We start from the raw sequence: 23,436 nt of genomic DNA on the forward strand, positions 1-23,436 counted from the left end.
AAAAAGGAAAGCTAGCCATGATGATCGTCCGTCATGCCGAGTTTCGAGACCTTGAAGATATTTATAAATTAGCAGGTAAGTCGGGTGTAGGCCTGACTTCCTTGCCACAAAATATGGATACACTTTCGGCTCGAATTTCACGTACTCGCAATACTTTAAATGGCAATGTCCATAAAAGTGAACAAGGCTATTTATTTGTTCTTGAAGATACAGAAGCTCAACGTGTTATTGGGTTAAGTGCAATTGAAGTTGCTGTGGGACTCATTGAACCTTGGTACAACTTTCATGTTGGTACTCAAGTACACGCTTCAAAAGCATTAAATGTCTATAAGTCATTACCTACTTTATTTTTAAGTAATGACAGAACAGGTAGTAGTGAACTCTGTACACTATTTTTAGATCCAGAGCGTCGTGAAAACCAAAACGGTAAATTCTTATCGAAAATCCGTTTTATGTTTATCGCTGCCTTTAAGCAATATTTTGAGAAAAAGTTAATTGCTGAAATGCGTGGTTTCTCAGACGAAAATGGGTGTTCTCCATTTTGGGATGCGATTGGTCACCATTTCTTTAATATGGATTTTTCAACAGCAGACTATTTAAGTGGAATTGGGCAAAAAGTGTTTATTGCAGAGCTTATGCCACGTTTCCCAGTCTATGTAGATCTCTTGCCAAAAGATGCGCAAGAGGTAATTGGAAAAATGCATCCACAAACTTTGCCTGCTTATCATGTGCTTGAGTCGGAAGGCTTACGCTATCAAGGATATGTCGATATTTTTGATGCTGGTCCAACCATTGAAGCCAATATTGATGAATTGCGAGCAGTAAAAGAAAGTCAGTTACTAAACGTCAAAATTACAAGTGAAGCTGCGGTCGGTAAGACCCAATATCTCATTGCCAATGATAATTATCATGACTATAAGGCAATGCTGTTAAAGCTTGATCTTGTTGATAACACAATAAATTTAACACATGAACAAGCTGAAAAACTCGGTGTACAAGAAGGTCACGTTGTTCGTGTGTTATCACTAAATCCAATGGAAGTATCCTGATGTCAAACTCTTTATTTATAAACGGTGTCTGGTTACAAGGCAGCGGCGCAACATTTGAAAAAACAAATCCGGTTGATAACCAAACTGTATGGTCAGGTGCCGAGGCTACTGCTACTGATGTAGAGCAAGCTTGTCAGGCAGCGCGTACTGCGTTTCCAGCTTGGGCGCGTTTACCACTTGCAGAGCGTGTAGCGATTGTTGAAAAATTTGCCGCTTTGCTTGAAGAAAATAAAAAGCATTTAGCAGAAGTCATTAGCCAAGAAACCAGTAAGCCATTTTGGGAAACGTTAACTGAAGTTCAATCAATGATTGGCAAAGTTGCGATTTCGATTCGCGCTTACCACCAGCGTACAGGCGAAAGCTCAACTGAAATGGCCGATGGTGTAGCATCTTTACGTCATCGTCCGCATGGTGTACTTGCGGTTTTCGGTCCATATAACTTCCCGGGCCATCTACCAAATGGGCATATTGTTCCTGCATTACTTGCTGGCAACACAGTTGTATTTAAACCAAGTGAATTAACGCCATGGACTGCTGAAGAAACTGTAAAACTTTGGCAGCAAGCTGGTCTGCCAAATGGTGTGATGAATTTGGTGCAAGGTGGTCGTACCACGGGTGAAGCGCTAGCTGCTTCACATGAAATTGATGGTTTATTGTTTACCGGAAGTGCGAACACAGGTTATCACTTGCATAAGCAAATGGCGGGTGCACCTGAAAAAATTCTTGCGCTTGAAATGGGGGGCAATAATGCATTGATTATTGATGAAATTGTTGATGTCGATGCAGTAGTTAATCTTGCTATTCAATCTGCTTTTGTTTCGGCAGGTCAGCGTTGTACATGTGCACGCCGTATCTTGGTAAAAAATGGTGCTGAAGGTGATGCATTTATTCAACGTTTTGTTGAAGTTGCTAAAAACCTAAAAGTTGGCCGTTGGAACGACGAGCAACAACCATTTATGGGTGGGGTAATCTCGTCGGTTGCTGCAACAAACATGATGAATGCTCAGCAAAAATTACTTGAGCTGGGTGCAAAAAGTTTATTAGCCATGACACGTCCTCAAGAAGACAGCTCTCTACTTACTCCGGGTATTGTTGATGTCACAGGCGTGAAAGATATTCCGGATGAAGAATATTTTGGCCCGCTTACCACCATTCAACGTTATGACAACTTTGATGAAGCATTAAAAATTGCTAACGCAACTCGTTTTGGCTTGTCAGTTGGTTTGGTTTCACCAAAACGTGAACTGTTTGATGACTTACTCATCGAAGCACGTGCCGGTATTGTGAATTGGAATAAGCCATTAACTGGGGCTTCAAGTGCCGCGCCATTTGGTGGTGTAGGGGCGTCAGGTAATCACCGCGCGAGTGCTTTTTACGCTGCCGACTATTGTGCTTGGCCAATGGCATCACTTGAAAGTGACAGCTTAACCTTACCAGAAAAATTATCTCCAGGGATTGTGTTGCCTTAAACACTAGGGAAAGAAAAAATGAAAGGATATGAAGTAAATTTCGATGGTTTAGTGGGACCAACACATCACTACGCGGGTTTGTCGTTTGGTAATGAAGCATCGACAAAAAACCGTAATAATACCTCGAATCCAAAATTAGCAGCTAAACAAGGTTTGCTAAAGATGAAAGCTTTGGCTGACATGGGAATGAAACAAGGTGTACTTGCTCCGCATGAGCGTCCACATGTTCCAATGTTACGCCGTTTAGGTTTTACAGGTGATGACATTAGCGTTGTTGCTCAAGCAATGCGTCATTCACCTGAACTATTATCATCTTTAAGTTCAGCTTCTCCAATGTGGACTGCCAATGCGGCTACCGTTTCACCTTCGGCAGATAGTCAAGATGAGCGCGTGCATTTTACAGCAGCGAACTTGAACAATAAGTTTCACCGTTCAATTGAAGCTGAAACTACAAGCCAAGTTTTACAAGCAATTTTTAAAAATGAACGCCACTTTGTACACCACGAAGCATTGCCACAAGTAGCGTTGTTTGGTGACGAAGGTGCAGCCAATCACAATCGTTTAGGTGGTGATTATGCTAAGCGCGGTGTTCAGGTGTTTGTTTATGGTCAACAACATTTAAATAATGGCTTGCCAGGACCAAAACGTTATCCAGCTCGTCAAACGCGTGAGGCAAGTGAAGCTATTGCACGTTTGCACCGTTTAGATGATGCACATACCGTTTTTGTTCAGCAAAATCCGGATGTAATTGATCAGGGCGTTTTCCATAACGATGTGATCGCGGTAAGTAACCAACAGGTTTTATTCCATCACCAACATGCCTTTTTAAATCAAGATCAGGCTTTTGCTGAAATTCGTCAAAAAATGGCAAGCATCGGTGAAGACTTTATTTCAATTGAAGTCCCTGAAAACCGTGTTACCGTTGACGATGCTGTAGCAACCTATTTATTTAATAGCCAAATTTTGACTCGTCCAGATGGTGGAATGACTATTGTTGTACCAGAAGAGTCTCGTCAAAATGCAGCAGTGTGGGGCTATTTGAATGACATGATTCAAATGGGCACACCAATTGATGCTATTCAGGTATATGACTTACGTGAAAGTATGCGTAACGGTGGTGGTCCAGCTTGTCTACGTTTACGTGTAGCTTTAAACGAAACTGAGTTAAATGCCGTAAATCCAAAAGTACTCATGAACGATCAGTTGTTTGGCACACTCAATCAATGGGTTGATAAACATTATCGTGATCGTTTAGCACAAGAAGATTTGGCTGATCCGCATTTGTTAATGGAAAGCCGTATGGCACTTGACGAACTGACCAAAATTTTAGGTTTAGGTTCGGTTTATCCTTTCCAAAAATAATGAGGAGGTGACATGCAAGATTTTCTAGCATTAACCTTACAAGGTGAGCAGCCTACAACTCGCGAAGGAAAACAAAATAATTTTTCTTGGCGCTGGTTGGGTGAAGGACTTCTTGAATGTACGCCAAACGCACAGTACGACAAAGCTGTCGTACTGTCAGCTGGAGTGCATGGTAATGAAACAGCACCAATTGAATTATTATCTCATCTTTGCACGGATTTATTTGCAGGGCGTTTAAACCTTGCTGTGAGGTTGCTGCTTGTATTGGGTAACCCTTATGCAATGCGTCAAGGCAAACGCTATGTGCATGACGATGTAAATCGAATGTTTTGTGGTGGATATAAAACTCTAGCCGTGACTGAAGAGTCAAAGCGTGCTGAAGTTTTAGAGCAAGTTGTCACAAACTTCTTTCAAGAAAGTGCAAGTGACGCTAAACGCTATCACTATGATTTACACACAGCAATTCGTGCTTCATTGTTACCAACGTTTGCTTTATTTCCCTATCAAACGCATGGCTATGATGCTGATTTAACAGCAAGTCTTGAAGCAGCCGATTTAGATGCTTTGGTTTATCACAATGCGGTAGGTAAAACGTTTACACATTTTACGAGTGAGAATTTTAAAGCGGCGAGCGCAACTTTAGAGTTAGGCAAAGCCTTGCCATTTGGGCAAAATGACTTGAGCCAATTTGCTGCAATTGATGAAGTTATTCGTAATGTAGTTTCTGAGCAAGCCTTACCGCTACGCAATAAAACAAAAATTCGAGTCTTTAAAGTGTCTGATTCTTTAATTAAAAAAGATGAAGACTTCCAGATGAATTTATCTGCTGAAGCTCCGAATTTTTCGACTTTTACCAAAGGTGAAATCATTGCAACTCAACCTTCTGGTAATTATGTGGTTGAGCAAGATCAGGTCTGGATTTTATTTCCAAACCCAAAAGTGAAGCTTGGTTTGCGTGCAGGCTTAGTTTTAACTGAAACGAGTTGAATACTTGATTTTGAGAAATAAAAAAGGGCAATTAATTGCCCTTTTTTATTTATAACGGATTAGTTATTACCGAAAAGACCTTTAATAAAAGATTTCTTTTCAGCTTTTTGTGTAGTCGCTTGAGCGCCTGCATTTACGTTTGCATTTGCATTAATACCAGCAACATTAACACCAACGTTTACACCTGTTTGAGCGTTAACTCCATGAGCTGGTTGAGCTGCATTTAACTTTGCTTGAGCATCTGCTTTTGTATCAGCTACAAACTCTTTTTGCTCAGCTTGGTTTTGAGCTACACGAGTTTTTACTGCATCTACATGCGCTTGAGCATTAGCTTGTTTTTCCGCAGTAAACTCTTTTTGATCTGCTTGTTTTTCTGCAACTTTAGCTTTTACAGCATCAACACGTGCTTTTGTATCAGCTTTCGCTTCAACTGCTAAGTTTTTAGTACCGTTTGCAGCTTTAGTCGCTACATTTTTAGTACCTGTTACTGCTTCGGTAGCAAAATGTTTAGTACCAGTTGCGGCTTTAGTTGCTACATTTTTAGTACCTGTCGCAGCTTCGGTAGCAAAATGTTTTGTACCATTTGCAGCTTTAGAAGAAAGTTCAGTCACTTTTCCTGTTGTTTTTTTTGTTGCTTTAACTGTAGTGTCAGCCGCTACATGACCAGCATGCTTCGCTGAGCTACCTACATTATGAGCAGTATTTTTGACTGTGTTGGCTACGCCACTAACAAGACCACCCGGTTGTACATTTACTTGAGCAGAAGCACCTGCATTAACGCCCGCACTTTGTGCAAAAATAGAGGCAGAAGCAAGAACACTTGCAGTAACGATAGCTGTTTTCATCATTTTCATTGCGATATCCTTCAAAGAATATACCCTTTTAGTGAGGTATTTCATAAACGCAAACGAATCATAGCCAAGGGAATATAGTCTTGTGAACTGTCTTCATCAAAATGTTACAACAGTGTTACGTTGAGTAAACAGACTAGGGATAAATTGTGAAGATTAATAAAAATTAATAATAAAGTGAAAAAGAACATTTATTTGTTAGATATTCTAATTAGACTCTCTTGTCTTTCCTTTTTTAAAAAATATCCTTTAATTTTTCTCTTTCGGTTTTTCTCGACTTGTCCTTTATATCTTTAAATGTGATGTGAATCTAATTATTTATTAGAGGAAACGGCATAATTATTGCTTATTATGAGAATGGAGTGTTTTTTTAGCACTTTTTTGAACCATATTCTGCCAGAAATATAAATGTACAGGGCAGAACTGTATTTTTGCTTATTCGGGAAAAGGTACTTTAGCTTTTCTCAGGTTTGTATATTTCATGAAATAGAAATTTCACATGAAATATATTGAAAGAAATAGCGCTTTATTTCGAATAATCAAAAATAAAAATAGATATCTATAAACAAAAAAACAGAGATATGACAGATGAAAATTATTGCTTCCCTTCTTGTATTGGTCGGCTTGGTCGCCGTTGTTCTCTATCTTAAGCCGACAAGTGGTGCATCTGATGTGTTCAATTCTGCTTTACATGAGTCGAATTCGCCACAACCAGACACATCTTCCTTTCTTTCTAAACTTAAGGAGCCTACTCAACCTAAAAATTTATCTCAACATTCAACTCATCCTCAATCGGTATCAGCTGATACCGTTCCTTTTTATGACACAAAAAGTGATCTTTCTATTCAACCGATTGATCCAGAAAAAGATCCAGCAAATGAAATAAAAGCGAAATAAGCAAATTGTTAGTTGAAAAACTACGGAGAAAAATAATGCAAAGTAAAACGTTATTTCTATTAGGTCTATGTACGATATTAAGTACAACTGCATCCGCTCTTCCTTTGGATTCTCAAAGTGCTAAACAGCGGTTAAATCAAGCAGCAAAACAAAAAGTATTTCAGGGCAAAATTGATTTGGATGCCTTGGTTAATAATGATTCGAATGATTTAATCGTCGAATACAATATTCCTTCGGTGAGTGTGCCTTCCAGTTTAGAACGGCGGAGTTATATTGCAACAAATAAAAAGAATATACAGGCAAGGTTTAACCGTGCTGGTGGTGTCCAAGTACTTCGGGACTACAATAATTTACCTTTAGCTTTCTATCGAATTAGTAATCGCGAAGCTTTGGTGACTTTATTAAATGATCCAAATGTTAAAGCAGTTTATCCGAACCGTATTAACCGGACTACGACCAATGAAAGTTTACCTTTAATTAATCAACCACAAGCCAATACCAATGGTTTTACGGGTGAGGGCTCTAGTGTGGCAGTGATTGATACAGGTGTGAATTATCTTCACTCTGATTTTGGCTGTACGGCAGTGAATACACCATCAAGCACATGTCGAGTGGTTTATTCATTTGATAGTGCACCAGATGATGGCGCTTTAGATGATGATGGGCATGGAAGTAATGTTTCAGGCATCGTATCTAAGGTTGCTACCAAAACCAAAATTATAGGCATAGATGTTTTTAGAAAGGTCAGATCCCAAGGTAAATGGGTAAGCACAGCTTATGATAGTGATATCCTCGCAGGGATTAATTGGGCTGTAAATAATGCTCAGACTTATAACATCAAAGCAGTTAACTTAAGCCTTGGCGTACCAGGTGTTAAATATACCTCGGAGTGTAGTGATAGCAGTTATGGAACTGCATTTGCCAATGCACGAGCTGCTGGTGTGGTGCCTGTAGTCGCTTCAGGTAATGATGCATTTTCAGATGGTATCTCATCTCCTGCTTGTGTTGCTGGTGCAGTAAGAGTGGGGGCTGTTTATGATAGTAATATTGGTGGTGTGTCATGGGGGAACCCTGTGAAATGTTCGGACCCAACCACAGCGGCAGATAAGGTGGCGTGCTTTAGTAATGGTGGTAGTCTTGTGACCTTATTAGCACCGGGAGCAATGATCACGGCGGGTGGTTATACCATGGGTGGTACATCTCAAGCGACACCACATGTGGCAGGTGCAATTGCTTTGTTACGAGCGAATAGCGTGAGTCCAACAGAAAGTATTGATCAAACCATCAGCCGTTTAAAAACGACAGGTAAACCAATTACTGATTCAAGAACGGGCTTGGTTTTCCCACGTATTGATTTACTGGCAGCAACAAATGGTTTAACCATTAATTAATAGCTTATTTATAATTTTTTAAATTAGGTCCAAGAAATTTTTAAATAGCTATAACCCGTTGCAAAGGGTAACTTCTGCAACGGGCTTTTTATGTAAAAAGTATTAATTACACTTTGCTAGATTCGCTGGATTAAAGTTGTTTTGGAGTTTCTTGAAATTATTCTGAATTTCTGGATCTTGAATATTAAATGTAGTTGAGCTTTTGGTTGTGGAGTTGGTTGCCTGATTTAATATGCCTGATTCATCAGGATACTGCATAGTCGATGAGGTCGCTGAAATCAGACCATTATTATTAAAAGTCCAGTGCTCAGTTACATGTCCACCCCCTAAATAGCCAGTAAATTCAATCATACAAGCCTGTTTATCTTGTTTAATGAGTTTGGCTACATTACCTGTGGTAGAGGGATAAGCCTCGATATTCGTATCTTGTTCTAAAACTTGTGCTTGAGAATAAGATGAAGAAGGAGGTGTAGAGGTTGCACATGCAGTTAATGCTAAGCAGCATAGTGTTGAAAAGAAGAGTTTTTGACTATTCATAAGGCAGATTCCTAGCTTTCTTATAGTTAATGACATTATTTATAGATAAATATCTGTGTTTATAAGCGCGCGAAGTTATCGCGCTATCCAAAAAATTAGTTAGCTGCTGTGCTCGATTTACTTAATTCACCTTGCTCGATCGGGATATTTTCACCATTTCGGCTACTGGTAATATTTTGTTTGGCTTGTTCTATTTTCTGTTCAGTAAATACTTTGGCTGTATCTGCTTTTTGTTGAACGACTTCTGCTTTTTCAGCAGTAAATTCTTTGGTGTTTTGCCATTTCTCACTAATTTTATTCGATGTCTTTTCAGAAGCACCTTGAATAGAGTTTCCTAAATTTTGTATGCCTTTGCCTGTTTTATATAACAGTACGCGCCCTAAGCTAGGATTGTCACCATAAGGTTGTGTTTTAGGTGTCGTTTCAACAACTTGTTGTGGCTGTGTTGTTTCTGCAAATAAGGTTGATGAAGCCAATATAGAACTTGCAACGCATAACACTTGTAAGGTTTTCATATGGATCAATCTCCCCAACCAGAATCAAAAGATGAAGTGGTGATCTTACTGTTAAAAATAAAGCTTGTACTGCAATGAGATAAAACCCATACGATTTGATTACGATAAATCATCATTTAATGGCGCTAAACCAATCATTGCAATAATTCATAAACTAAATTCAGTCTTAATCAATTCTATAAACATGTCTCTAGCTTTATGGTTACTCACATTTTTGTGCCAGAAAAAGTGGTTCTGCATAAAAGCAAGATATTCAAATTTATAACTTTGAATATGGGCCAAATTTTTATATTGCTCATAAATGCTCTTAGGCACCAGAGCTACCCCTGAGCCTGCACTGACACAGCCAATAATCGTGGCATAGCTGGTAATGCTGGTGATGGGAAGAGAGATATTCTTCAGTTTAAGCCATTCTTCAAGGGCTGCACGGTAAGGACAGCCTTCAGTCCACATAAAAATTTCTTTACCAATCAGGTCTTCTTGGCAATGAATCTCTCCCAAAGAGTGAGATGCAATTAAGACCATATCTTCTTGGTAAATACCGAGCTTATTTAACATTGGAAAATCAATATTGCCCGCGACAATTGCACCATCAAGTTTGTGCTGAGAAATATCGACTAATAGCTGTTTCCATGTGCCTGTAATAATTTGAATGGAAACCTCTGGAAAACGTTGATGATATTTCGCAAGTAAATTGGGTAGGCGAGTTGTAGCAGAAGATTCAATCGCTCCAATTTTTAATGGACCAGAGGGGCGAGCATCAGGGTGAATACTGCGTTTTGCTTCATCGCATAGCGCTAAAATTTTATGGCAATAATTAAGAAAGATTTCTCCTGATGGGGTGAGTTTTAAACTTTTTCCTTCTCGATAAAACAGTGGTGCGCCTAGTTCTTCTTCGAGTTGTTTAATACGCGTCGTGATATTGGATGGTACGCAATGCAGTTGTAGTGAGGCCTTAGCCATCGTGCCACACTCAACCACTGTCTGAAACATTTTTAACTGTGTGATATCCATATTTTATCATTCACTTTTAATGAATATTTGACTCAATATAAGTTAATTTTATTCAACTATCTATGTGCATATGATGAAAGAGTTCCATTTCATTAGTGCAGATTTAACATGGCAATTTCTCTTGCTGCCGAAACCCAGCCTCCCGCATTTAAGCTCTATTTATGTATTGCTGTGACTGTCTTTTGTTGGGGCTATTCACCTATTGGCGTACATAGTGCTTTGCATTCATATACACCGCAGCACATTGCCTTGCTCCGCTTTTTGATTGCATCGTTTTTTTTACTGCTTTTGGTCATGAAAAAAGGCATTCAACCTTTAAAGTGGAAAGATGTCCCTGCACTTGCTGTATTAGGTTTTTTCTCTGTAACTCTGCATCATTTGCTTATCAATACAGGGCAGCAGTATGTGACTGCGGTCGCATCTAGTATTTTGAGTCAATCTATTCCGTTATTTACTTTTATTATTTCAGCTTTGCTTTTTAAGGAAAAAATTAGTTTCAAACAATGGTTATGTATTTTATTGGGACTTTGCGGCGCCGTGTTGGTGGTCAGTGGAGATCATGGTTTTGGTGTACCGAGTCCTTATAGTTTATTGATTGTTTTGGCTGCAATTGCATGGGGTCTCTACTTTAATTTATATAAGAAATTTGCTTTAAATTATGACGCTTTGAGCATGATGTGCTACATCATTTGGTTCGGAACCATTCCTTTACTATTTTATAGTACTCATTTACCCCATGAAATTTTACATGCTACTTGGCAAGCCAATATGTCGGTTGTCTTATTGGGTATTTTCCCAAGTGCGATGGCTTATGTGCTGTGGGGTTATGTACTTAAAAATATGCCATTAACGATTGCATCGAATTTTCTATATTGCTCGCCGATTGTCGCAATGAGTTTGGCAGTGCTTTTCTTAAATGAAAAACCATCAATGATGGTGCTGCTGGGTGGAGTAATTATTGTGGGGAGTTTGGTATGGATGAATTGGGGGAATAGGCGTACTATCGAATAAGCTATGTCATGCGCTACTTGCTTTAAGAGAATGAAATGATTGTTGTTACCTTGACCTATAAAAAACCATTAGCCGAAGTTGATGCTGTACTGAAACAGCATATTGCATTTTTAGATCATTACTATGAGCAAAAGAAGTTTTTAGCGTCGGGGCGCCGCGAAAATAGAGTAGGTGGGGTGATTTTAGTTTTAAGTTCTTCGATTCCAGAAGCTGAAGAAATCATGAAAAACGATCCGTTTTATATTCATGATGTGGCTGATTATGATTTTATGTGGTTTGAGCCATCAAAAAGTTTAGAAGAAATTAAAGAATTTGTTTGATTACATTAGAGAACTACTTAAATTTAAGTAGTTCTCTAATCTTTTGGTTAATATTTATTATTGCTCAACAATATAAATACTATTTTCGAATACATCTCCTTTACTCGTTTTAACTACACCAACACATAAATTGTCAGGAGTTTGGATAAAAGAAACTAAGGATGTATCTGCATTAGTTTTACAGTTTTTTTGCTTGTTCTCATCAAATGCTTTTAAGTTTAATTGATGTTGCAAATCTAAAGTGAATACTTGGCTAAGAGCGCTAAATGCTTGATCTGCTTTTTTCATAAATAATAAATTATTTTGAGCTTCCCATTCAGCTAAAGAAATACGTTCTTTGCTTACATAGTGATATAAGCGTTTTATATCTGCATTATTGTCTGCCGCATTTTTAAATTGGGTCTTTAAACCAAAATTTACTTTTACAATTGGCTTTTCACGGAAAGAAAGGCGTGAATAAGGCACAATTTTAATTTCAGATGCCTGATTTAAACTTAGAAGTTTTAGAGTAGGATCTGCTTTATTTTTGGCGAGAGAATCGTTAATTTTTTGATTTATTAACTGGTCAAATTTAATAGGTTGATTGAGAGAGCTTTTTTCAATGGCTGAACTATTTGCATTTTTATCAATTGCCATTGCAACACCTACTCCGATAAGGCCAAACATTCCAGAAACTGGACTGGCTGAAGCACTACTTGCATCACCAACTAATATTTGGCTTTCCTTTACAAAGTAATCACCTGCACCTGATTCAGTCATTGAAGAAAGTTGTTCTGAAGAAACAGAAAGAGAGGTTTGTTTACCCGCTGCTGGATATTGAATCGATTTGGTCGTTGCACATCCAGTGAATAGTAATGTTGATATGAGTAATAAATTTAAGTTTTTCATTGCAATGGGACTTTGTTAAGTTTGGTAATTATTTGTTTTAGTTTATTGAATTGTGGATAAAAAGTGAAGGAAGTAAATAATTCTTATTTATTAATTGAACGTAAAATAATCATTTATAATTATATTGAATGAAATTCTTCAATAAAAAACCATGTTTCCAACTAGAGTGAAAACATGGTTTTTATTAAAGTCTAATTATACAAAAATTAATTTTTATATAATTTTAACCCTGCAAGACACTCACATCAGCTACAGCAGTAAACAAGTTACGCAACTGAGCTAATAAACGTAAACGGTTTGCTTTTAAGTCAGCATCATCTGCCATTACCATTACGCCATCAAAGAATGCATCAATCGGCGCGCGAAGTGCTGCAAGCTTAGAAAGGGCAGCAGTGTAATCTTTTGCTGCAAGTAATGGCTCAACCACAGGTGTCACTGCTTGAAGCTCAGCAAATAATGCTTTTTCAGCAGCTTCAACCAAGTTTGCTTCAACTACAGAACCTTCAGGTGTTGCTTCTTTGGCAAGAATGTTCGCAACACGTTTGTTTGCAGCAGCAAGCGCAGCAGCTTCAGGTAATGTGCGGAAGTGGTTAACAGCATTTACACGCTTATCAAAATCAAGTGGAGATTTCGGTGCGAGTGCTTGAACGGCTTGAAGTACGTCAACAGCAACGCCTTGGTCTTCGTACTTAGCACGGTAACGACCTTCCAAGAACGTAACAGCATCAGCACGGGTTTTGTCGTGGTCTTTAACGATATCGCCATAACCTTGCAGGGCAAGATTAACTAATTCTTCAATCGTTACATCTAATTCATTTTCAATGATTAAACGTAAGATACCAATTGCTGAACGGCGAAGAGCAAACGGGTCTTTAGAACCTGTAGGTGCTTGTCCAATACCAAAAATACCAACAAGTGTATCTAAACGGTCAGCAAGAGCAATCGTTGTACCTGTTTTAGTTTTAGGTAAAACATCACCCGCAAATTTTGGTAAATATTGCTCACCTAAAGCTTCTGAAACTTCAGTGTTTTCACCTTCAATACGTGCGTAGTAAGTACCCGCAATACCTTGAAGTTCTGGGAATTCACCAACAAGCTCAGAGGTTAAGTCGCATTTAGCAAGTAATGCAGCTTTTTCAGCATCTGCTGGGTTTGCACCAGTGATTGAAGATAATGCAACTGCAAGTTTTGCAATACGTGTTGATTTGTCCCAAAGCGTACCAAGCTGTGCTTGGAATACCATGTTTGCTAATTTTTCTTTACGAGATGCAAGCGGTTGCTTTTGATCTTGTAAGAAGAAGAATTCAGCATCAGACAAACGAGGACGAACAACTTTTTCGTTACCTTCAATAATTTGAGTCGGATCTTTAGACTCAATATTTGAAACAGTAATGAAGTAAGGCTGTAATTTACCTTCGCTATTGATCAAACAGAAATACTTCTGGTTGTCTTGCATTGTCGTAATAAGAGCTTCTTGAGGAACAGCTAAGTAGCGTTCTTCAAAAGTTGCACGTAAAGCTACAGGCCATTCAACCAAACTTGTTACTTCATCAAGTAAGTCAGCTGGAACAATCGCAGTTGCATTAACTTCATCAGCTAACTTCTTTACTTGCTCTTGAATGGTTGCTTGACGTTTTTCAAAGTTCGCAACAACGTAAGCTTTTTCTAAAGCAGTTAAATAGTCATTTGCATGCGCTAACGTCACAGCTTCTGGTGCATGGAAACGGTGACCATAAGTCACATTACCAGCTTTGTGATCTTGAATAGTTGCGTCGACAATTTGGTCGTCTTTGAGTAAAAGAACCCATTTAACCGGGCGTACAAACTCGGTACGGCTTGCAGCAGAACGCATACGCTTAGCAATTGGTAAATTGTCTAATGCAGTTTGTAAAATCTGTGGAAGTAAAGCATCAAGGCTTTGACCTTTCACATCTTTTAAATAGCAAACTTTTTCAACTTTACCTGCTTGGAAAGTAGAAAGCTGATCAACTGTAATGCCTTGGCCACGCATAAAGCCTTCAAGTGCTTTAGTTGGTTTGCCTTCCGCATCGTAAGCCGCTTGAACAGCAGGGCCATCAAAGCGTTTTTGAGTGTCCGCTTGAGCAGCATCGATATCAACAATTTTAAGCGCTAAACGACGTGGAGCAGCATAAGCTTCAATTGATGCGAAGTTTAAGCCTGCATCTTTTAAGCCTTTTACCGTTTCCGCTTGTAGTGCATCACGTAAAGTTTTTAAGCTTTTTGGTGGAAGCTCTTCACAGCCAAGTTCGAATAAAACAGTATGTTTGCTCATTAGTTTTTCTCCGCCTTTGCTGCTTCACTTTCAGCTTGTGCTTTTAGCTGTGCCAATACTTCATCACGTAAGTGTGGTTCTGCCATTGGGAAGCCAAGCTCTGCACGTGCTTGTACATAACTTTGTGCAATAGCACGCGCTAAAGTACGTACACGTAAAATGTAACGTTGACGCTCAGTCACAGAAATTGCGCCACGTGCATCAAGTAAGTTAAAGGTATGGGATGCTTTAACAACTTGCTCATAAGCAGGAAGAGAAAGTTTTGCTTCAATTAAACGGTTTGCTTCTGATTCGTAAAAATCAAATAGTTCAAATAGTTTTTCAACTGGAGCGTATTCAAAGTTATAAGTCGATTGTTCAACTTCATTTTGATGGAATACGTCGCCGTAAGTCACAGTACCAAATTGGCCTTTAGTCCAAACAAGGTCATAAACCGAGTCAACACCTTGAAGGTACATTGCAAGACGTTCTAAACCGTAAGTGATTTCACCTGTTACTGGGTAACATTCAACACCACCGACTTGTTGGAAGTAAGTGAACTGAGTTACTTCCATACCGTTAAGCCAAACTTCCCAACCTAAGCCCCAAGCCCCAAGCGTCGGAGATTCCCAGTTGTCTTCTACGAAGCGAATGTCGTGAGTAAGCGTATCAATCCCGATTGCTTTTAAAGAATCGAGATAAAGCTGTTGGATATTGTCTGGATTTGGCTTAAGCACCACTTGGAACTGGTAGTAGTGCTGCAAACGGTTCGGGTTTTCACCATAGCGACCATCTTTTGGACGACGTGAAGGTTGAACGTATGCAGCATTCCAAGTTTCAGGCCCTAAAGCACGTAAGAATGTTGCGGTGTGGAATGTTCCAGCGCCCATTTCCATGTCGTAAGGTTGTAGTACGACGCAGCCTTGTTCGGCCCAATAGTTTTGTAGGGCAAGAATTAAGCCCTGAAATGTATCAATGTGCGAGATGGCGCGACTCATGTAGCATCCACAAATTTATGAGAAAAATTGCCCCTAAGTATAAGGATTTTGTGGGGGAGTGGCAAAGGCTAGTTTGGGAATTTCAGATTTGATGGTTTAGCTGCTTTTTTTATACTTTTGAGTAGTAATATCCAATATGTAATAGCGAAAGTTAGAGAAAAACAACTGAAGAAAAATAAGCCCTCTAATGGCATTAGTTCCCATGAGTCTCGAAAAAAAATATTAAGATATTAGGTATTAAAAAGGTGAGAATAATTGCACTTGCAAGGATGGAGAAGAAATTAAGGAAATTGAATTTCAACAAGAATAATTGTAAAAAATATGCAGGTATAAAAACTAATACGTAATAAATTACTGTCATGAAAAGCAAAATTATAGGAATATCTCCTATAGTTCCAAAAGCAAATCTTCCGTAGATAGTTATGTGGCCTAATAATAGGAATAAACCAATAATATATAGGTGGATTGGTGTCATGATTAGACAATGCCAAATTTGATCTTTATCTGGATCTAAATTTTGAATGAAGTTTTTTAAATTATTAAAGATAGCGTTCTTCATATAAATCAATGTAAATTTGATTTTTATAACTATATAACATGAATGCAAATTAATGTATTTAAGAATGCGATTAAATAAAAATGTTTAATTAATATCATCCAGATTATAAGAATTCTATATTCAAAGAGGAGAGCGTTCATTCAATGTTGATGTTCTGCTCTTTGAACTTGGATTATAGGCAACCGTTACAGAATTTTTGTTATATTGAAGCATATTAAAAATTATAGAATCGAGAATTAATTATGCTGAAATTTTGCTGCAAACTCATTGTTTTATCCAGCCTTTTTTGTAGTCCATGGCTATATGCGCAGACTGATGCTGACGAGCAAGATGAATACAACCAATGTGTAGAGCAGACTATTAAAGAAATGCAGCTCGAGAGTATTAACAATATGGTTGTGCATAGCTGTTCTGAACAAGCAAAAAAGACTTATGAAGAAAAAATTGTTGCTCTGATTGATCAAATTCGTACACAAAGCGAAGAATACAAACAGCCAGAACGTTACCAAGATATTTTAAAATCTCAGAGACTTTGGAAAGCTTATGTAGATCAGGAGTGTAATAATGCAGGCTCATACATTGGTTCACCGATGTATTCATATTGCCCAATGCAAGAGTATGCCGAGCGTGTAAAGCAACTAGAAGAATACGTTAATTAAGATGGATTATTTTAAACGTCACCTCATGACGCCGAGCGTACTCTGCTGGATTAAATTTAAGAATGCAAAATGATATTTTTTAAACGATGCCATAAATGAGTCGTTTGATATGTCTGATCGCATTCGAGAAAAACTACAGATTCTTGCTGATGCTGCTAAATATGATGTGTCTTGTTCATCAAGTGGCAGTGACCGTAAAAACAAAGATAAAGGTCTAGGAGATGCTAGTCATTCAGGAATTTGCCATAGCTATACTGAAGATGGCCGCTGTGTATCTCTCTTAAAAATTCTATTCAGTAATGTTTGTATTTTTGACTGCGCCTATTGCGTTTCACGTCGTTCTAATGACGTCCAGCGTGCAGCATTTACGGTGCAAGAGGTCGTAGACTTAACCATTAATTTTTACCGCCGTAATTATATCGAAGGGTTATTTTTAAGCTCAGGTATTTTTAAATCGGCGGATCATACGATGGAACGTATGCTCCAAGTCGTGAAAAAGTTACGTCTTGAAGAAAACTTTAATGGTTATATTCATCTAAAAACTATTCCGGGAGCATCACCTGAACTGATTCATGAGGCAGGTTTATATGCTGACCGGATGAGTATTAATTTAGAGATGCCGACCGAAATTGGTCTAAAAACTTTTGCACCAGAAAAATCACATCAGGAAGTTCAAAAAGATTTAGGTTTGGTCCGTGATAGACTGATTCAGCTTAAAGATGAACGGCAAATCATTAAGCATGTACCGAAATATGTACCGGCAGGGCAGACTACGCAAATGGTTGTTGGTGCTCATCAAGAGTCAGACCAAGATGTCTTGTTTATGGCAGACAAGCATTACAAAGAATTTAAACTCAAGCGCGTCTATTTTTCGGGTTATATCCCAATTAATACCGAAAATAATTACTTGCCAGCAGTTGGTTCTGCACCGCCGTTGCTTCGTGAAAATCGACTCTATCAAAGCGATTGGCTGATGCGTTTTTATGGTTTTCAGGTCAATGAAATCGTCAATGAAAAACACCCGAATTTAGATTTGGATGTAGACCCAAAATTAAGCTGGGCTTTGAGGCATCCTGAACAGTTTCCAGTAGATTTAAACCGCGCAGATTACCAAATGATTTTGCGTGTGCCGGGTATTGGAGTGAAATCGGCGAAGAAAATTGTTCAGGCTCGCCGTTTTGGAAAAATCCATATCGATTTACTTAAAAAACTCGGCGTAGCTTACCAACGTGCAAAATTCTTTATTCGCTGTGAAGACAGTCCTAAATTCCAAAAAGAATTATCCTCAAGTTTTATTCGGCAGCAGATTTTAACTCAGGGATCTTCGAAATATGTGCAGCAACTCTCGCCACAATTAAGCCTTGGGTTTTAGTCATGTTTAATGATGAAGTAGCTTACTATTTTGATGGTTCGATGGTTGGGCTGCTGAGCTGTGTTTTTCGTGCATTTCAATTTAAAGAATTACAGGTCAGGCTTTGCTTGAATGATGCGGCTCAACATGGCTTATTTGCTGATAAAATTGAGGTTTCAAATAACGAGCAACATGCAGAACGTGTTTGGTCAGCGCTACAAAAAAAGCTTTCATCTTCTTCGTTAAAACAATTTTATTTTGCCTCTTTATCTGAATCTTTAGATGCCTATCAGCATTTATTTAATTACTGTATTTATGTGTTTACTAGCCATGTTTCCATAGAAAAAGATTATTCACATCCAAGTGTTTTAGCGATTGCACAATGGACGAAAAAGGTCGGGCGAGAGAAGCATCGGATGGAGGCTTTTATTCGATTTAAGAAAACCAAAGATGAGCTTTTTTTAAGTTTGGTGCGTCCTGATTTTAATGTTTTACCGCTTATTCAGCCACATTTTAAACGGCGCTATCAAGATCAGCGTTGGCTTATTTATGACGAGCAACGCAAGTTCGGGCTTTATTATGATTTATGTGAAATACATGAAGTTTCACTCGAAGCCTCTGAGGTTGACCGCAATTTAAAAAATGGGATGAGTCAAAGCTTTCAGCTTGAGCTTGATGAGCAGGAAGTTTTATATGATCAGCTTTGGAAGGATTATTTTAACAGCGTAAATATTACTGAACGCCAGAATATAAAACTTCATGTGCAATATTTGCCGAAGCGGTATTGGCGCTATTTAAATGAAAAATTTATGGAATATTAAAGTTTTAAAATCATAAAAAATAGTTCAGCCAGTTTTCTTACTGTTGAAAGGTATAATTTAAATGCACTTTATGTGGCTTTGGGCGTATACTTTTGCCCGTTATAAATGACGGCATATCCCCTAAGGTGTACTGTGAGTGTTATACAGCGAGAATGGTTACAGATTTTAAAGCCAAATTTTAAGATTTTACCCTTAAAAGAACGGTTACTTTGCGGTATTGGAGCGTTGTGTGGTTTAGCAATTTCCTCCTTAATTAGCTGGTATGTTCTGGATGGAATTAATGCTTGGTACATCGCCCCAATGGGCGCCTCATCTGTTCTTCTTTTTGCTGTGCCGACCAGTCCCTTGGCTCAACCATGGAATGTAATTGTTGGTAATACCTTAGCCGGAATTATTGGTGTTGCCTGTGCACAGTGGATTCCTGATTTAACCACGGCTTTTAGTGTGGCTGTGGGTTTTGCTATATTTCTAATGATGACCACCGACTCTTTACATCCGCCGAGTGGCGCAGTCGCAATTACCGCGGTATTAGGTGGGGCGACAATTCATAAATTAGGCTTTTATTTTATTTTTTATCCAGTTTTACTCAACTCGTTACTTCTACTTGGGGTTGCTATTTTCTTTAATCGATTGATTGGGCGACATTATCCGGTTACCGCGCATTTAAATGAACGTAGTAAAGACCCAACGCCAACTCAAAAAGTATCAATTCAGCCGAAAGATATTGAGTATGCATTAGGCCATCACACTGAACTTTTAGATATTAGCCAATACGACTTAGAAAAAATCATTTTAGAAGCTCAGGAACATGCCAATGAGCGTATGGTAAATCAATATATCTGTCAGGATATTATGAGTCGTGATGTGATTAAACTACATGAAGATGATGATATTCATCAGGCACTCGATAAGTTTAAACAAGTGAACTTAATGAGCCTACCTGTAGTAAATGCAGAAAACCATTTGGTCGGAACTTTAGCGTTATATGAAGTCGTAGAGTGGTTTAAAGGTGCAGCCGACCCAAGGAATTCTTGGCAGCATTATGTAAAACAAATTATGAGCCGTCGAGTGGTTACCGTACTGCCAACTCAACCTATTCAAGATTTGGTGCCATACTTTGTTGAAAAGTCTTTTAATTACATTCCTGTTGTTGAAGATCGTAAGCTTATAGGAATGATTAGCCGTGCAGATATGATTGCTGCATTACAGCAACAGTTAAATCGAAAGCTATAATTTTTAGAATAAAAAAAGCTACGGTTGATTAGGGGATGCAACCGTAGCGACCAAAGTTATGAATTAACGTACTTGTTCTTCATTTACTGTTCGGACGGATTGTCGATAGCCTTCAATATGTTCTGGCTGTTTTTTCGGAATCACTAACCATAAAACCAGATAAACTAAAATTCCTGGAAAGGCAGCACTCATAATTGAGATCAAAACAAAAATGACACGTAGCAAAGTTACGTTCCAACCAAAACGTTCAGCAATACCACCCATTACACCGGCGATCATGCTGTGTCGGTTCGAGCGATATAAACCAGAACTGGCCATCTAATTCTCCTTAAAGATAAAAGTTACAAGAAGCTATTGCTCTTGCTTAATAAAAATATGGAGACGAAATAACGGGTTTAAAGTCTTTTAAAAAGTAAAATAGTTAAAATATGTAAAGGATTGAAAGGAACGAAACCAACATCTACTAAAATGCACCCTTTCAGGGCTTAAGAGTTTAAAGCGGCAATCAGCTAATACTTGATTTGAAGTGTAAATATAGCTGTTGCTGTTATCTGTGAATAATGTATATGTCTTTGAAGTGGTTTCGTTTTTTAGTTAAGCATGTGGTTGTAGTGGCTGCACTGTGCATGACACTGAGTGCTTGCGATATAAACCATACCAATTCAAAAGATCACTCGACTACAAGTTCTAGTTCTAATCATGAAGAAAATTTAATAAAAAGTAGTACATCTATAAAAACATTGGATTATGTCGCTGGACGAACTTTCTTACCTGAAGATACCTCAGATCAAACCCAAAAATTAAACGCAGTCTCATTGCAATATGTAGGGCGATATCACACTCGTATTTCATGCGAGGATGCTTTTGCTGATTGTGAATCAGGCGAAGCAGAATACATTTTAAATTTATTACCAAATGGGTCGGCTTATTGGAATGTTGTCCATTTTGGTCGTGTGGGAAGTAAGGACGGTGCTAAAAGTGCCGCTGTAAATCAATTGTGTCCTACTCTAAATTGGAAAGTAGATGAAAAAGAGCGTGAGTTAATAATTCAATGTCCATTATCTAAAGTTAATTTTTATTTTAATATTGATTCAAATAAAAGATTGGTCACAAATTTAGAAAAATTACTTTATAGCGACTATGGAAAAAATCGTGAATTTTTAGAGCAAAATTATTTTGTTCCAAATCAGGCTTATGTTTTAACTAAAGAATAGATATCCGATAAATATAAAAAAGAGCGCAATATTAAATTGCGCTCTTTTTATTTCACGACTTAAAAATCATTAGTAGTCGAAGCTAAAGTGTTCAACTGGTAATGATGTTAATGTGCGAGATGTTGTCACCATCGATTCTGCATGACCTTGAGCGCGTGGCAATAAACGGTCAAAGTAGAAATCAGCAACTTTGATTTTTGCTTTATAGAACTCAGCAGTTTCTTGGCCGTTACCTGCTTCTAATTTTTCAGAAGCAACCACAGCTTGTTGAGCCCAGAAATAAGCCATCATCACGTAGCCTGAGAACATCAAGAAATCTACAGAAGCAGAAGATACGATGTCGCGGTCTTTACGTGCAGCAAGCATGATACGAACTGTTAAAGTGTTCCACTGAGCACAAAGCTTAGTTAAGTCCCAAGCAAAACGACGTAAATATTTATTACGTGCATGTGCAGCACAGAATTTTAAGATTTCAGCAGTGTATTCACGAACTACTTTACCTTTTGAACTTAACAACACTTTACGACCAATTAAGTCGAGTGCTTGAACACCAGTTGTTCCTTCATACAAAGTCGCAATACGTGCGTCACGTGCGATTTGCTCCATACCCCATTCTTTAATGTAGCCATGGCCACCGTAAACTTGCATACCGTGGTTAGCAGCTTCTAAACCAAGTTCAGTTAAGAAACCTTTTAAAATTGGTGTATAGAAACCAAGTTTATCATCGTAGTCTTCAAAAGCAGCTTGATCACCACGTGCTAAAGCATCTGTCATTTTGTCAGCGATTTGAGCAGCGTAGTAAATCATAGAGCGACCGCCTTCAGCGATTGCTTTTTGAGTTAACAGCATACGGCGTACGTCTGCATGGTGAATGATTGCATCAGCAACTTTATCTGGATCTTTTTTACCAGAAAGGGCACGCATTGACATACGATCTTTAGCATATGGTAATGCACCTTGGAAAGATAACTCAGCGTGTGCAATACCTTGAACAGCAGTACCAATACGTGCTGTATTCATGAAGGTAAACATTGCATGTAGGCCTTTGTTCACTTCACCGATTAAATAACCAGTTGCATTATCAAAGTTGAGTACCGCAGTTGCAGATGCACGGATCCCCATTTTGTGTTCGATTGAACCACAAGCAACTGTATTACGTTCACCAACACCGCCATCAGCTGTAGGCATGAATTTTGGTACGATGAATAATGAGATACCGCGAGTACCAGCAGGTGCATCTGGAAGGCGTGCAAGTACGATGTGAATGATGTTTTCAGTTAAATCATGTTCACCAGCAGAAATGAAGATTTTTGTACCAGTGATTTTGTAACTACCGTCTGCTTGAGGTTCAGCTTTAGTTTTTACCTGCCCTAAGTCTGTACCACATTGAGGTTCGGTTAAGCACATTGTGCCGCTCCAAGTGCCTTCAACAAGCTTAGGCATGTATGTTTGTTTTTGCTCATCAGTACCGAATTGCAAAATAGTGTTCATACAACCAGAACTTAAACCTGGGTACATGGTAAATGACCAGTTTGCAGTACCCATCATCTCTGATTTAATCAGGTTTAAAGACATTGGAAGGCCTTGACCACCAAATTCTTCTGGGTAAGAAAGACCTTGCCAACCGCCCATTACGAATTGGTCATAAGCTTCTTTAAAGCCTTTAGGAGTAGTTACTTCGCCGTTGTCAAAATGGCAACCTTCTTCATCACCAGATTGGTTAAGTGGCGACAATACGTTTTCACAATAATCTGCCGCACCTTCAAGAATCATATCAACAGTATCTGGATCAGCATTTTCACCATTTGATAAAGTTTTATAGTGAGCAGGGTAATCTAGTACTTCATTCATTAAGAAGCGGATATCGTGTAGCGGAGCTTTATATGCTGGCATGGCTTTAATCCTAATTTTGAATCATTGTGGGATTATCTGTATCGATGATTTGATTATTCACTCGCATGATAAAAATACAATGTTAATCGCACCCGAAAGAAATGTCAGAAAAGCGAATTTTGTCGAAAATAAATACACCTGAAAT

At 38.4% G+C, this 23,436-nt stretch carries 22 protein-coding genes; 13 read left to right on the top strand and 9 right to left on the bottom strand.

Going from position 1 to position 23,436, the window contains the following annotated elements; translation table 11 throughout:
- The first annotated feature begins 17 nt into the window (after positions 1 to 17).
- Genes astA through astE form a run of 4 tightly spaced genes read left to right on the top strand, consistent with a single transcriptional unit; the run spans position 18 to position 4,867 of the window.
- On the top strand, positions 18 to 1,049 hold the full coding sequence (gene astA / locus HMPREF0013_RS20495; protein ID WP_002116871.1) for an arginine N-succinyltransferase: 1,032 nt from the start codon (positions 18 to 20) through the stop codon (positions 1,047 to 1,049).
- Positions 1,049 to 2,518 carry a succinylglutamate-semialdehyde dehydrogenase gene (astD, locus tag HMPREF0013_RS20500; protein ID WP_005804573.1) on the top strand — a complete coding sequence of 490 codons (1,470 nt, stop codon included), beginning with the start codon at positions 1,049 to 1,051 and terminating at the stop codon, positions 2,516 to 2,518. Before astA ends, astD begins: the two co-directional genes overlap by 1 nt.
- A gap of 18 nt (positions 2,519 to 2,536) precedes the next feature.
- Positions 2,537 to 3,880, top strand: a complete 1,344-nt coding sequence (gene astB / locus HMPREF0013_RS20505; RefSeq protein WP_002116805.1) for an N-succinylarginine dihydrolase — start codon at positions 2,537 to 2,539, stop codon at positions 3,878 to 3,880.
- Between the two features lie 12 nt (positions 3,881 to 3,892).
- On the top strand, positions 3,893 to 4,867 hold the full coding sequence (gene astE, locus HMPREF0013_RS20510; protein ID WP_005804574.1) for a succinylglutamate desuccinylase: 975 nt from the start codon (positions 3,893 to 3,895) through the stop codon (positions 4,865 to 4,867).
- A gap of 59 nt (positions 4,868 to 4,926) precedes the next feature.
- Here astE and HMPREF0013_RS20515 read toward each other — a convergent pair whose 3' ends face one another.
- Positions 4,927 to 5,721 carry a hypothetical protein gene (locus tag HMPREF0013_RS20515; protein ID WP_005804575.1) on the bottom strand — a complete coding sequence of 265 codons (795 nt, stop codon included), beginning with the start codon at positions 5,719 to 5,721 and terminating at the stop codon, positions 4,927 to 4,929.
- Positions 5,722 to 6,306: 585 nt separating this feature from the next.
- Between HMPREF0013_RS20515 and HMPREF0013_RS20520 the strand changes: the two genes are divergently transcribed.
- Both HMPREF0013_RS20520 and HMPREF0013_RS20525 read left to right on the top strand, forming a co-directional pair.
- Positions 6,307 to 6,615: a hypothetical protein gene (locus HMPREF0013_RS20520; RefSeq protein ID WP_005078399.1), complete on the top strand. Its 309-nt coding sequence runs from the start codon at positions 6,307 to 6,309 to the stop codon at positions 6,613 to 6,615.
- Positions 6,616 to 6,650: 35 nt separating this feature from the next.
- On the top strand, positions 6,651 to 8,006 hold the full coding sequence (locus HMPREF0013_RS20525; protein ID WP_005804577.1) for a S8 family peptidase: 1,356 nt from the start codon (positions 6,651 to 6,653) through the stop codon (positions 8,004 to 8,006).
- A gap of 102 nt (positions 8,007 to 8,108) precedes the next feature.
- Here HMPREF0013_RS20525 and HMPREF0013_RS20530 read toward each other — a convergent pair whose 3' ends face one another.
- The 3 genes from HMPREF0013_RS20530 to HMPREF0013_RS20540 all read right to left on the bottom strand — a co-directional run bounded on the left by HMPREF0013_RS20530 (position 8,109) and on the right by HMPREF0013_RS20540 (position 10,072).
- Positions 8,109 to 8,543: a hypothetical protein gene (locus HMPREF0013_RS20530; protein WP_005804578.1), complete on the bottom strand. Its 435-nt coding sequence runs from the start codon at positions 8,541 to 8,543 to the stop codon at positions 8,109 to 8,111.
- 95 nt (positions 8,544 to 8,638) lie between these two features.
- A complete protein-coding gene (locus HMPREF0013_RS20535; protein WP_005804579.1) occupies positions 8,639 to 9,058 on the bottom strand; it encodes a hypothetical protein in 420 nt (139 codons plus the stop codon).
- A 147-nt stretch (positions 9,059 to 9,205) separates the two neighbouring features.
- Positions 9,206 to 10,072 (bottom strand): LysR family transcriptional regulator, encoded by an 867-nt coding sequence (locus HMPREF0013_RS20540; protein ID WP_025464179.1) that lies wholly within the window; start codon positions 10,070 to 10,072, stop codon positions 9,206 to 9,208.
- A 108-nt stretch (positions 10,073 to 10,180) separates the two neighbouring features.
- Between HMPREF0013_RS20540 and HMPREF0013_RS20545 the strand changes: the two genes are divergently transcribed.
- Together HMPREF0013_RS20545 and HMPREF0013_RS20550 are read left to right on the top strand one after the other, a co-directional pair.
- Complete coding sequence (locus HMPREF0013_RS20545) at positions 10,181 to 11,083, top strand: DMT family transporter (protein WP_005804581.1); 903 nt, start codon at positions 10,181 to 10,183, stop codon at positions 11,081 to 11,083.
- 35 nt (positions 11,084 to 11,118) lie between these two features.
- Entirely contained in the window at positions 11,119 to 11,403 is a 285-nt protein-coding gene (locus HMPREF0013_RS20550; protein WP_005804582.1) for a YciI family protein, read from the top strand.
- A 57-nt stretch (positions 11,404 to 11,460) separates the two neighbouring features.
- On the opposite strand, the gene HMPREF0013_RS20555 is transcribed toward HMPREF0013_RS20550, so the two are convergent.
- The 3 genes from HMPREF0013_RS20555 to glyQ all read right to left on the bottom strand — a co-directional run bounded on the left by HMPREF0013_RS20555 (position 11,461) and on the right by glyQ (position 15,561).
- Complete coding sequence (locus HMPREF0013_RS20555) at positions 11,461 to 12,291, bottom strand: hypothetical protein (protein WP_005804583.1); 831 nt, start codon at positions 12,289 to 12,291, stop codon at positions 11,461 to 11,463.
- Positions 12,292 to 12,514: 223 nt separating this feature from the next.
- Positions 12,515 to 14,584, bottom strand: a complete 2,070-nt coding sequence (gene glyS, locus HMPREF0013_RS20560) for a glycine--tRNA ligase subunit beta (protein WP_005804584.1) — start codon at positions 14,582 to 14,584, stop codon at positions 12,515 to 12,517.
- On the bottom strand, positions 14,584 to 15,561 hold the full coding sequence (gene glyQ, locus HMPREF0013_RS20565; protein ID WP_002044989.1) for a glycine--tRNA ligase subunit alpha: 978 nt from the start codon (positions 15,559 to 15,561) through the stop codon (positions 14,584 to 14,586). The genes glyS and glyQ overlap by 1 nt, the downstream gene beginning before the upstream one ends.
- 801 nt (positions 15,562 to 16,362) lie before the next feature.
- On the opposite strand from glyQ, the gene HMPREF0013_RS20575 reads away from it, so the two are divergent.
- The 4 genes from HMPREF0013_RS20575 to HMPREF0013_RS20590 all read left to right on the top strand — a co-directional run bounded on the left by HMPREF0013_RS20575 (position 16,363) and on the right by HMPREF0013_RS20590 (position 20,184).
- Positions 16,363 to 16,779: a lysozyme inhibitor LprI family protein gene (locus HMPREF0013_RS20575; protein ID WP_005804585.1), complete on the top strand. Its 417-nt coding sequence runs from the start codon at positions 16,363 to 16,365 to the stop codon at positions 16,777 to 16,779.
- Between the two features lie 109 nt (positions 16,780 to 16,888).
- Positions 16,889 to 18,151, top strand: a complete 1,263-nt coding sequence (locus HMPREF0013_RS20580) for a putative DNA modification/repair radical SAM protein (RefSeq protein WP_005804586.1) — start codon at positions 16,889 to 16,891, stop codon at positions 18,149 to 18,151.
- 2 nt (positions 18,152 to 18,153) lie between these two features.
- Complete coding sequence (locus HMPREF0013_RS20585) at positions 18,154 to 18,951, top strand: TIGR03915 family putative DNA repair protein (RefSeq protein ID WP_025464180.1); 798 nt, start codon at positions 18,154 to 18,156, stop codon at positions 18,949 to 18,951.
- Positions 18,952 to 19,083: 132 nt separating this feature from the next.
- Complete coding sequence (locus HMPREF0013_RS20590; RefSeq protein ID WP_025464181.1) at positions 19,084 to 20,184, top strand: HPP family protein; 1,101 nt, start codon at positions 19,084 to 19,086, stop codon at positions 20,182 to 20,184.
- A gap of 63 nt (positions 20,185 to 20,247) precedes the next feature.
- On the opposite strand, the gene HMPREF0013_RS20595 is transcribed toward HMPREF0013_RS20590, so the two are convergent.
- Positions 20,248 to 20,502: a PspC domain-containing protein gene (locus HMPREF0013_RS20595; protein WP_002116779.1), complete on the bottom strand. Its 255-nt coding sequence runs from the start codon at positions 20,500 to 20,502 to the stop codon at positions 20,248 to 20,250.
- 248 nt (positions 20,503 to 20,750) lie between these two features.
- Here HMPREF0013_RS20595 and HMPREF0013_RS20600 point away from each other — a divergent pair, with 248 nt between their 5' ends.
- Positions 20,751 to 21,398: a hypothetical protein gene (locus tag HMPREF0013_RS20600; protein ID WP_025464182.1), complete on the top strand. Its 648-nt coding sequence runs from the start codon at positions 20,751 to 20,753 to the stop codon at positions 21,396 to 21,398.
- A 69-nt stretch (positions 21,399 to 21,467) separates the two neighbouring features.
- Here the strand turns inward: HMPREF0013_RS20600 and HMPREF0013_RS20605 are convergent, their stop codons facing one another.
- Positions 21,468 to 23,291: an acyl-CoA dehydrogenase C-terminal domain-containing protein gene (locus tag HMPREF0013_RS20605; protein ID WP_002116803.1), complete on the bottom strand. Its 1,824-nt coding sequence runs from the start codon at positions 23,289 to 23,291 to the stop codon at positions 21,468 to 21,470.
- Positions 23,292 to 23,436: the final 145 nt, after the last annotated feature.

Source organism: Acinetobacter sp. SH024, from assembly GCF_000163635.1.
Classification (GTDB): Bacteria; Pseudomonadota; Gammaproteobacteria; order Pseudomonadales; family Moraxellaceae; genus Acinetobacter; species Acinetobacter pittii.

Coding starts and splice junctions, on each gene's coding strand:
- astA (WP_002116871.1), top strand. CDS start 18: ATGATGATCGTCCGTCATGCCGAGTTTCGAGACCTTGAAGATATTTAT.
- astD (WP_005804573.1), top strand. CDS start 1,049: ATGTCAAACTCTTTATTTATAAACGGTGTCTGGTTACAAGGCAGCGGC.
- astB (WP_002116805.1), top strand. CDS start 2,537: ATGAAAGGATATGAAGTAAATTTCGATGGTTTAGTGGGACCAACACAT.
- astE (WP_005804574.1), top strand. CDS start 3,893: ATGCAAGATTTTCTAGCATTAACCTTACAAGGTGAGCAGCCTACAACT.
- HMPREF0013_RS20515 (WP_005804575.1), bottom strand. CDS start 5,721: ATGAAAATGATGAAAACAGCTATCGTTACTGCAAGTGTTCTTGCTTCT.
- HMPREF0013_RS20520 (WP_005078399.1), top strand. CDS start 6,307: ATGAAAATTATTGCTTCCCTTCTTGTATTGGTCGGCTTGGTCGCCGTT.
- HMPREF0013_RS20525 (WP_005804577.1), top strand. CDS start 6,651: ATGCAAAGTAAAACGTTATTTCTATTAGGTCTATGTACGATATTAAGT.
- HMPREF0013_RS20530 (WP_005804578.1), bottom strand. CDS start 8,543: ATGAATAGTCAAAAACTCTTCTTTTCAACACTATGCTGCTTAGCATTA.
- HMPREF0013_RS20535 (WP_005804579.1), bottom strand. CDS start 9,058: ATGAAAACCTTACAAGTGTTATGCGTTGCAAGTTCTATATTGGCTTCA.
- HMPREF0013_RS20540 (WP_025464179.1), bottom strand. CDS start 10,072: ATGGATATCACACAGTTAAAAATGTTTCAGACAGTGGTTGAGTGTGGC.
- HMPREF0013_RS20545 (WP_005804581.1), top strand. CDS start 10,181: ATGGCAATTTCTCTTGCTGCCGAAACCCAGCCTCCCGCATTTAAGCTC.
- HMPREF0013_RS20550 (WP_005804582.1), top strand. CDS start 11,119: ATGATTGTTGTTACCTTGACCTATAAAAAACCATTAGCCGAAGTTGAT.
- HMPREF0013_RS20555 (WP_005804583.1), bottom strand. CDS start 12,291: ATGAAAAACTTAAATTTATTACTCATATCAACATTACTATTCACTGGA.
- glyS (WP_005804584.1), bottom strand. CDS start 14,584: ATGAGCAAACATACTGTTTTATTCGAACTTGGCTGTGAAGAGCTTCCA.
- glyQ (WP_002044989.1), bottom strand. CDS start 15,561: ATGAGTCGCGCCATCTCGCACATTGATACATTTCAGGGCTTAATTCTT.
- HMPREF0013_RS20575 (WP_005804585.1), top strand. CDS start 16,363: ATGCTGAAATTTTGCTGCAAACTCATTGTTTTATCCAGCCTTTTTTGT.
- HMPREF0013_RS20580 (WP_005804586.1), top strand. CDS start 16,889: ATGTCTGATCGCATTCGAGAAAAACTACAGATTCTTGCTGATGCTGCT.
- HMPREF0013_RS20585 (WP_025464180.1), top strand. CDS start 18,154: ATGTTTAATGATGAAGTAGCTTACTATTTTGATGGTTCGATGGTTGGG.
- HMPREF0013_RS20595 (WP_002116779.1), bottom strand. CDS start 20,502: ATGGCCAGTTCTGGTTTATATCGCTCGAACCGACACAGCATGATCGCC.
- HMPREF0013_RS20600 (WP_025464182.1), top strand. CDS start 20,751: ATGTCTTTGAAGTGGTTTCGTTTTTTAGTTAAGCATGTGGTTGTAGTG.
- HMPREF0013_RS20605 (WP_002116803.1), bottom strand. CDS start 23,291: ATGCCAGCATATAAAGCTCCGCTACACGATATCCGCTTCTTAATGAAT.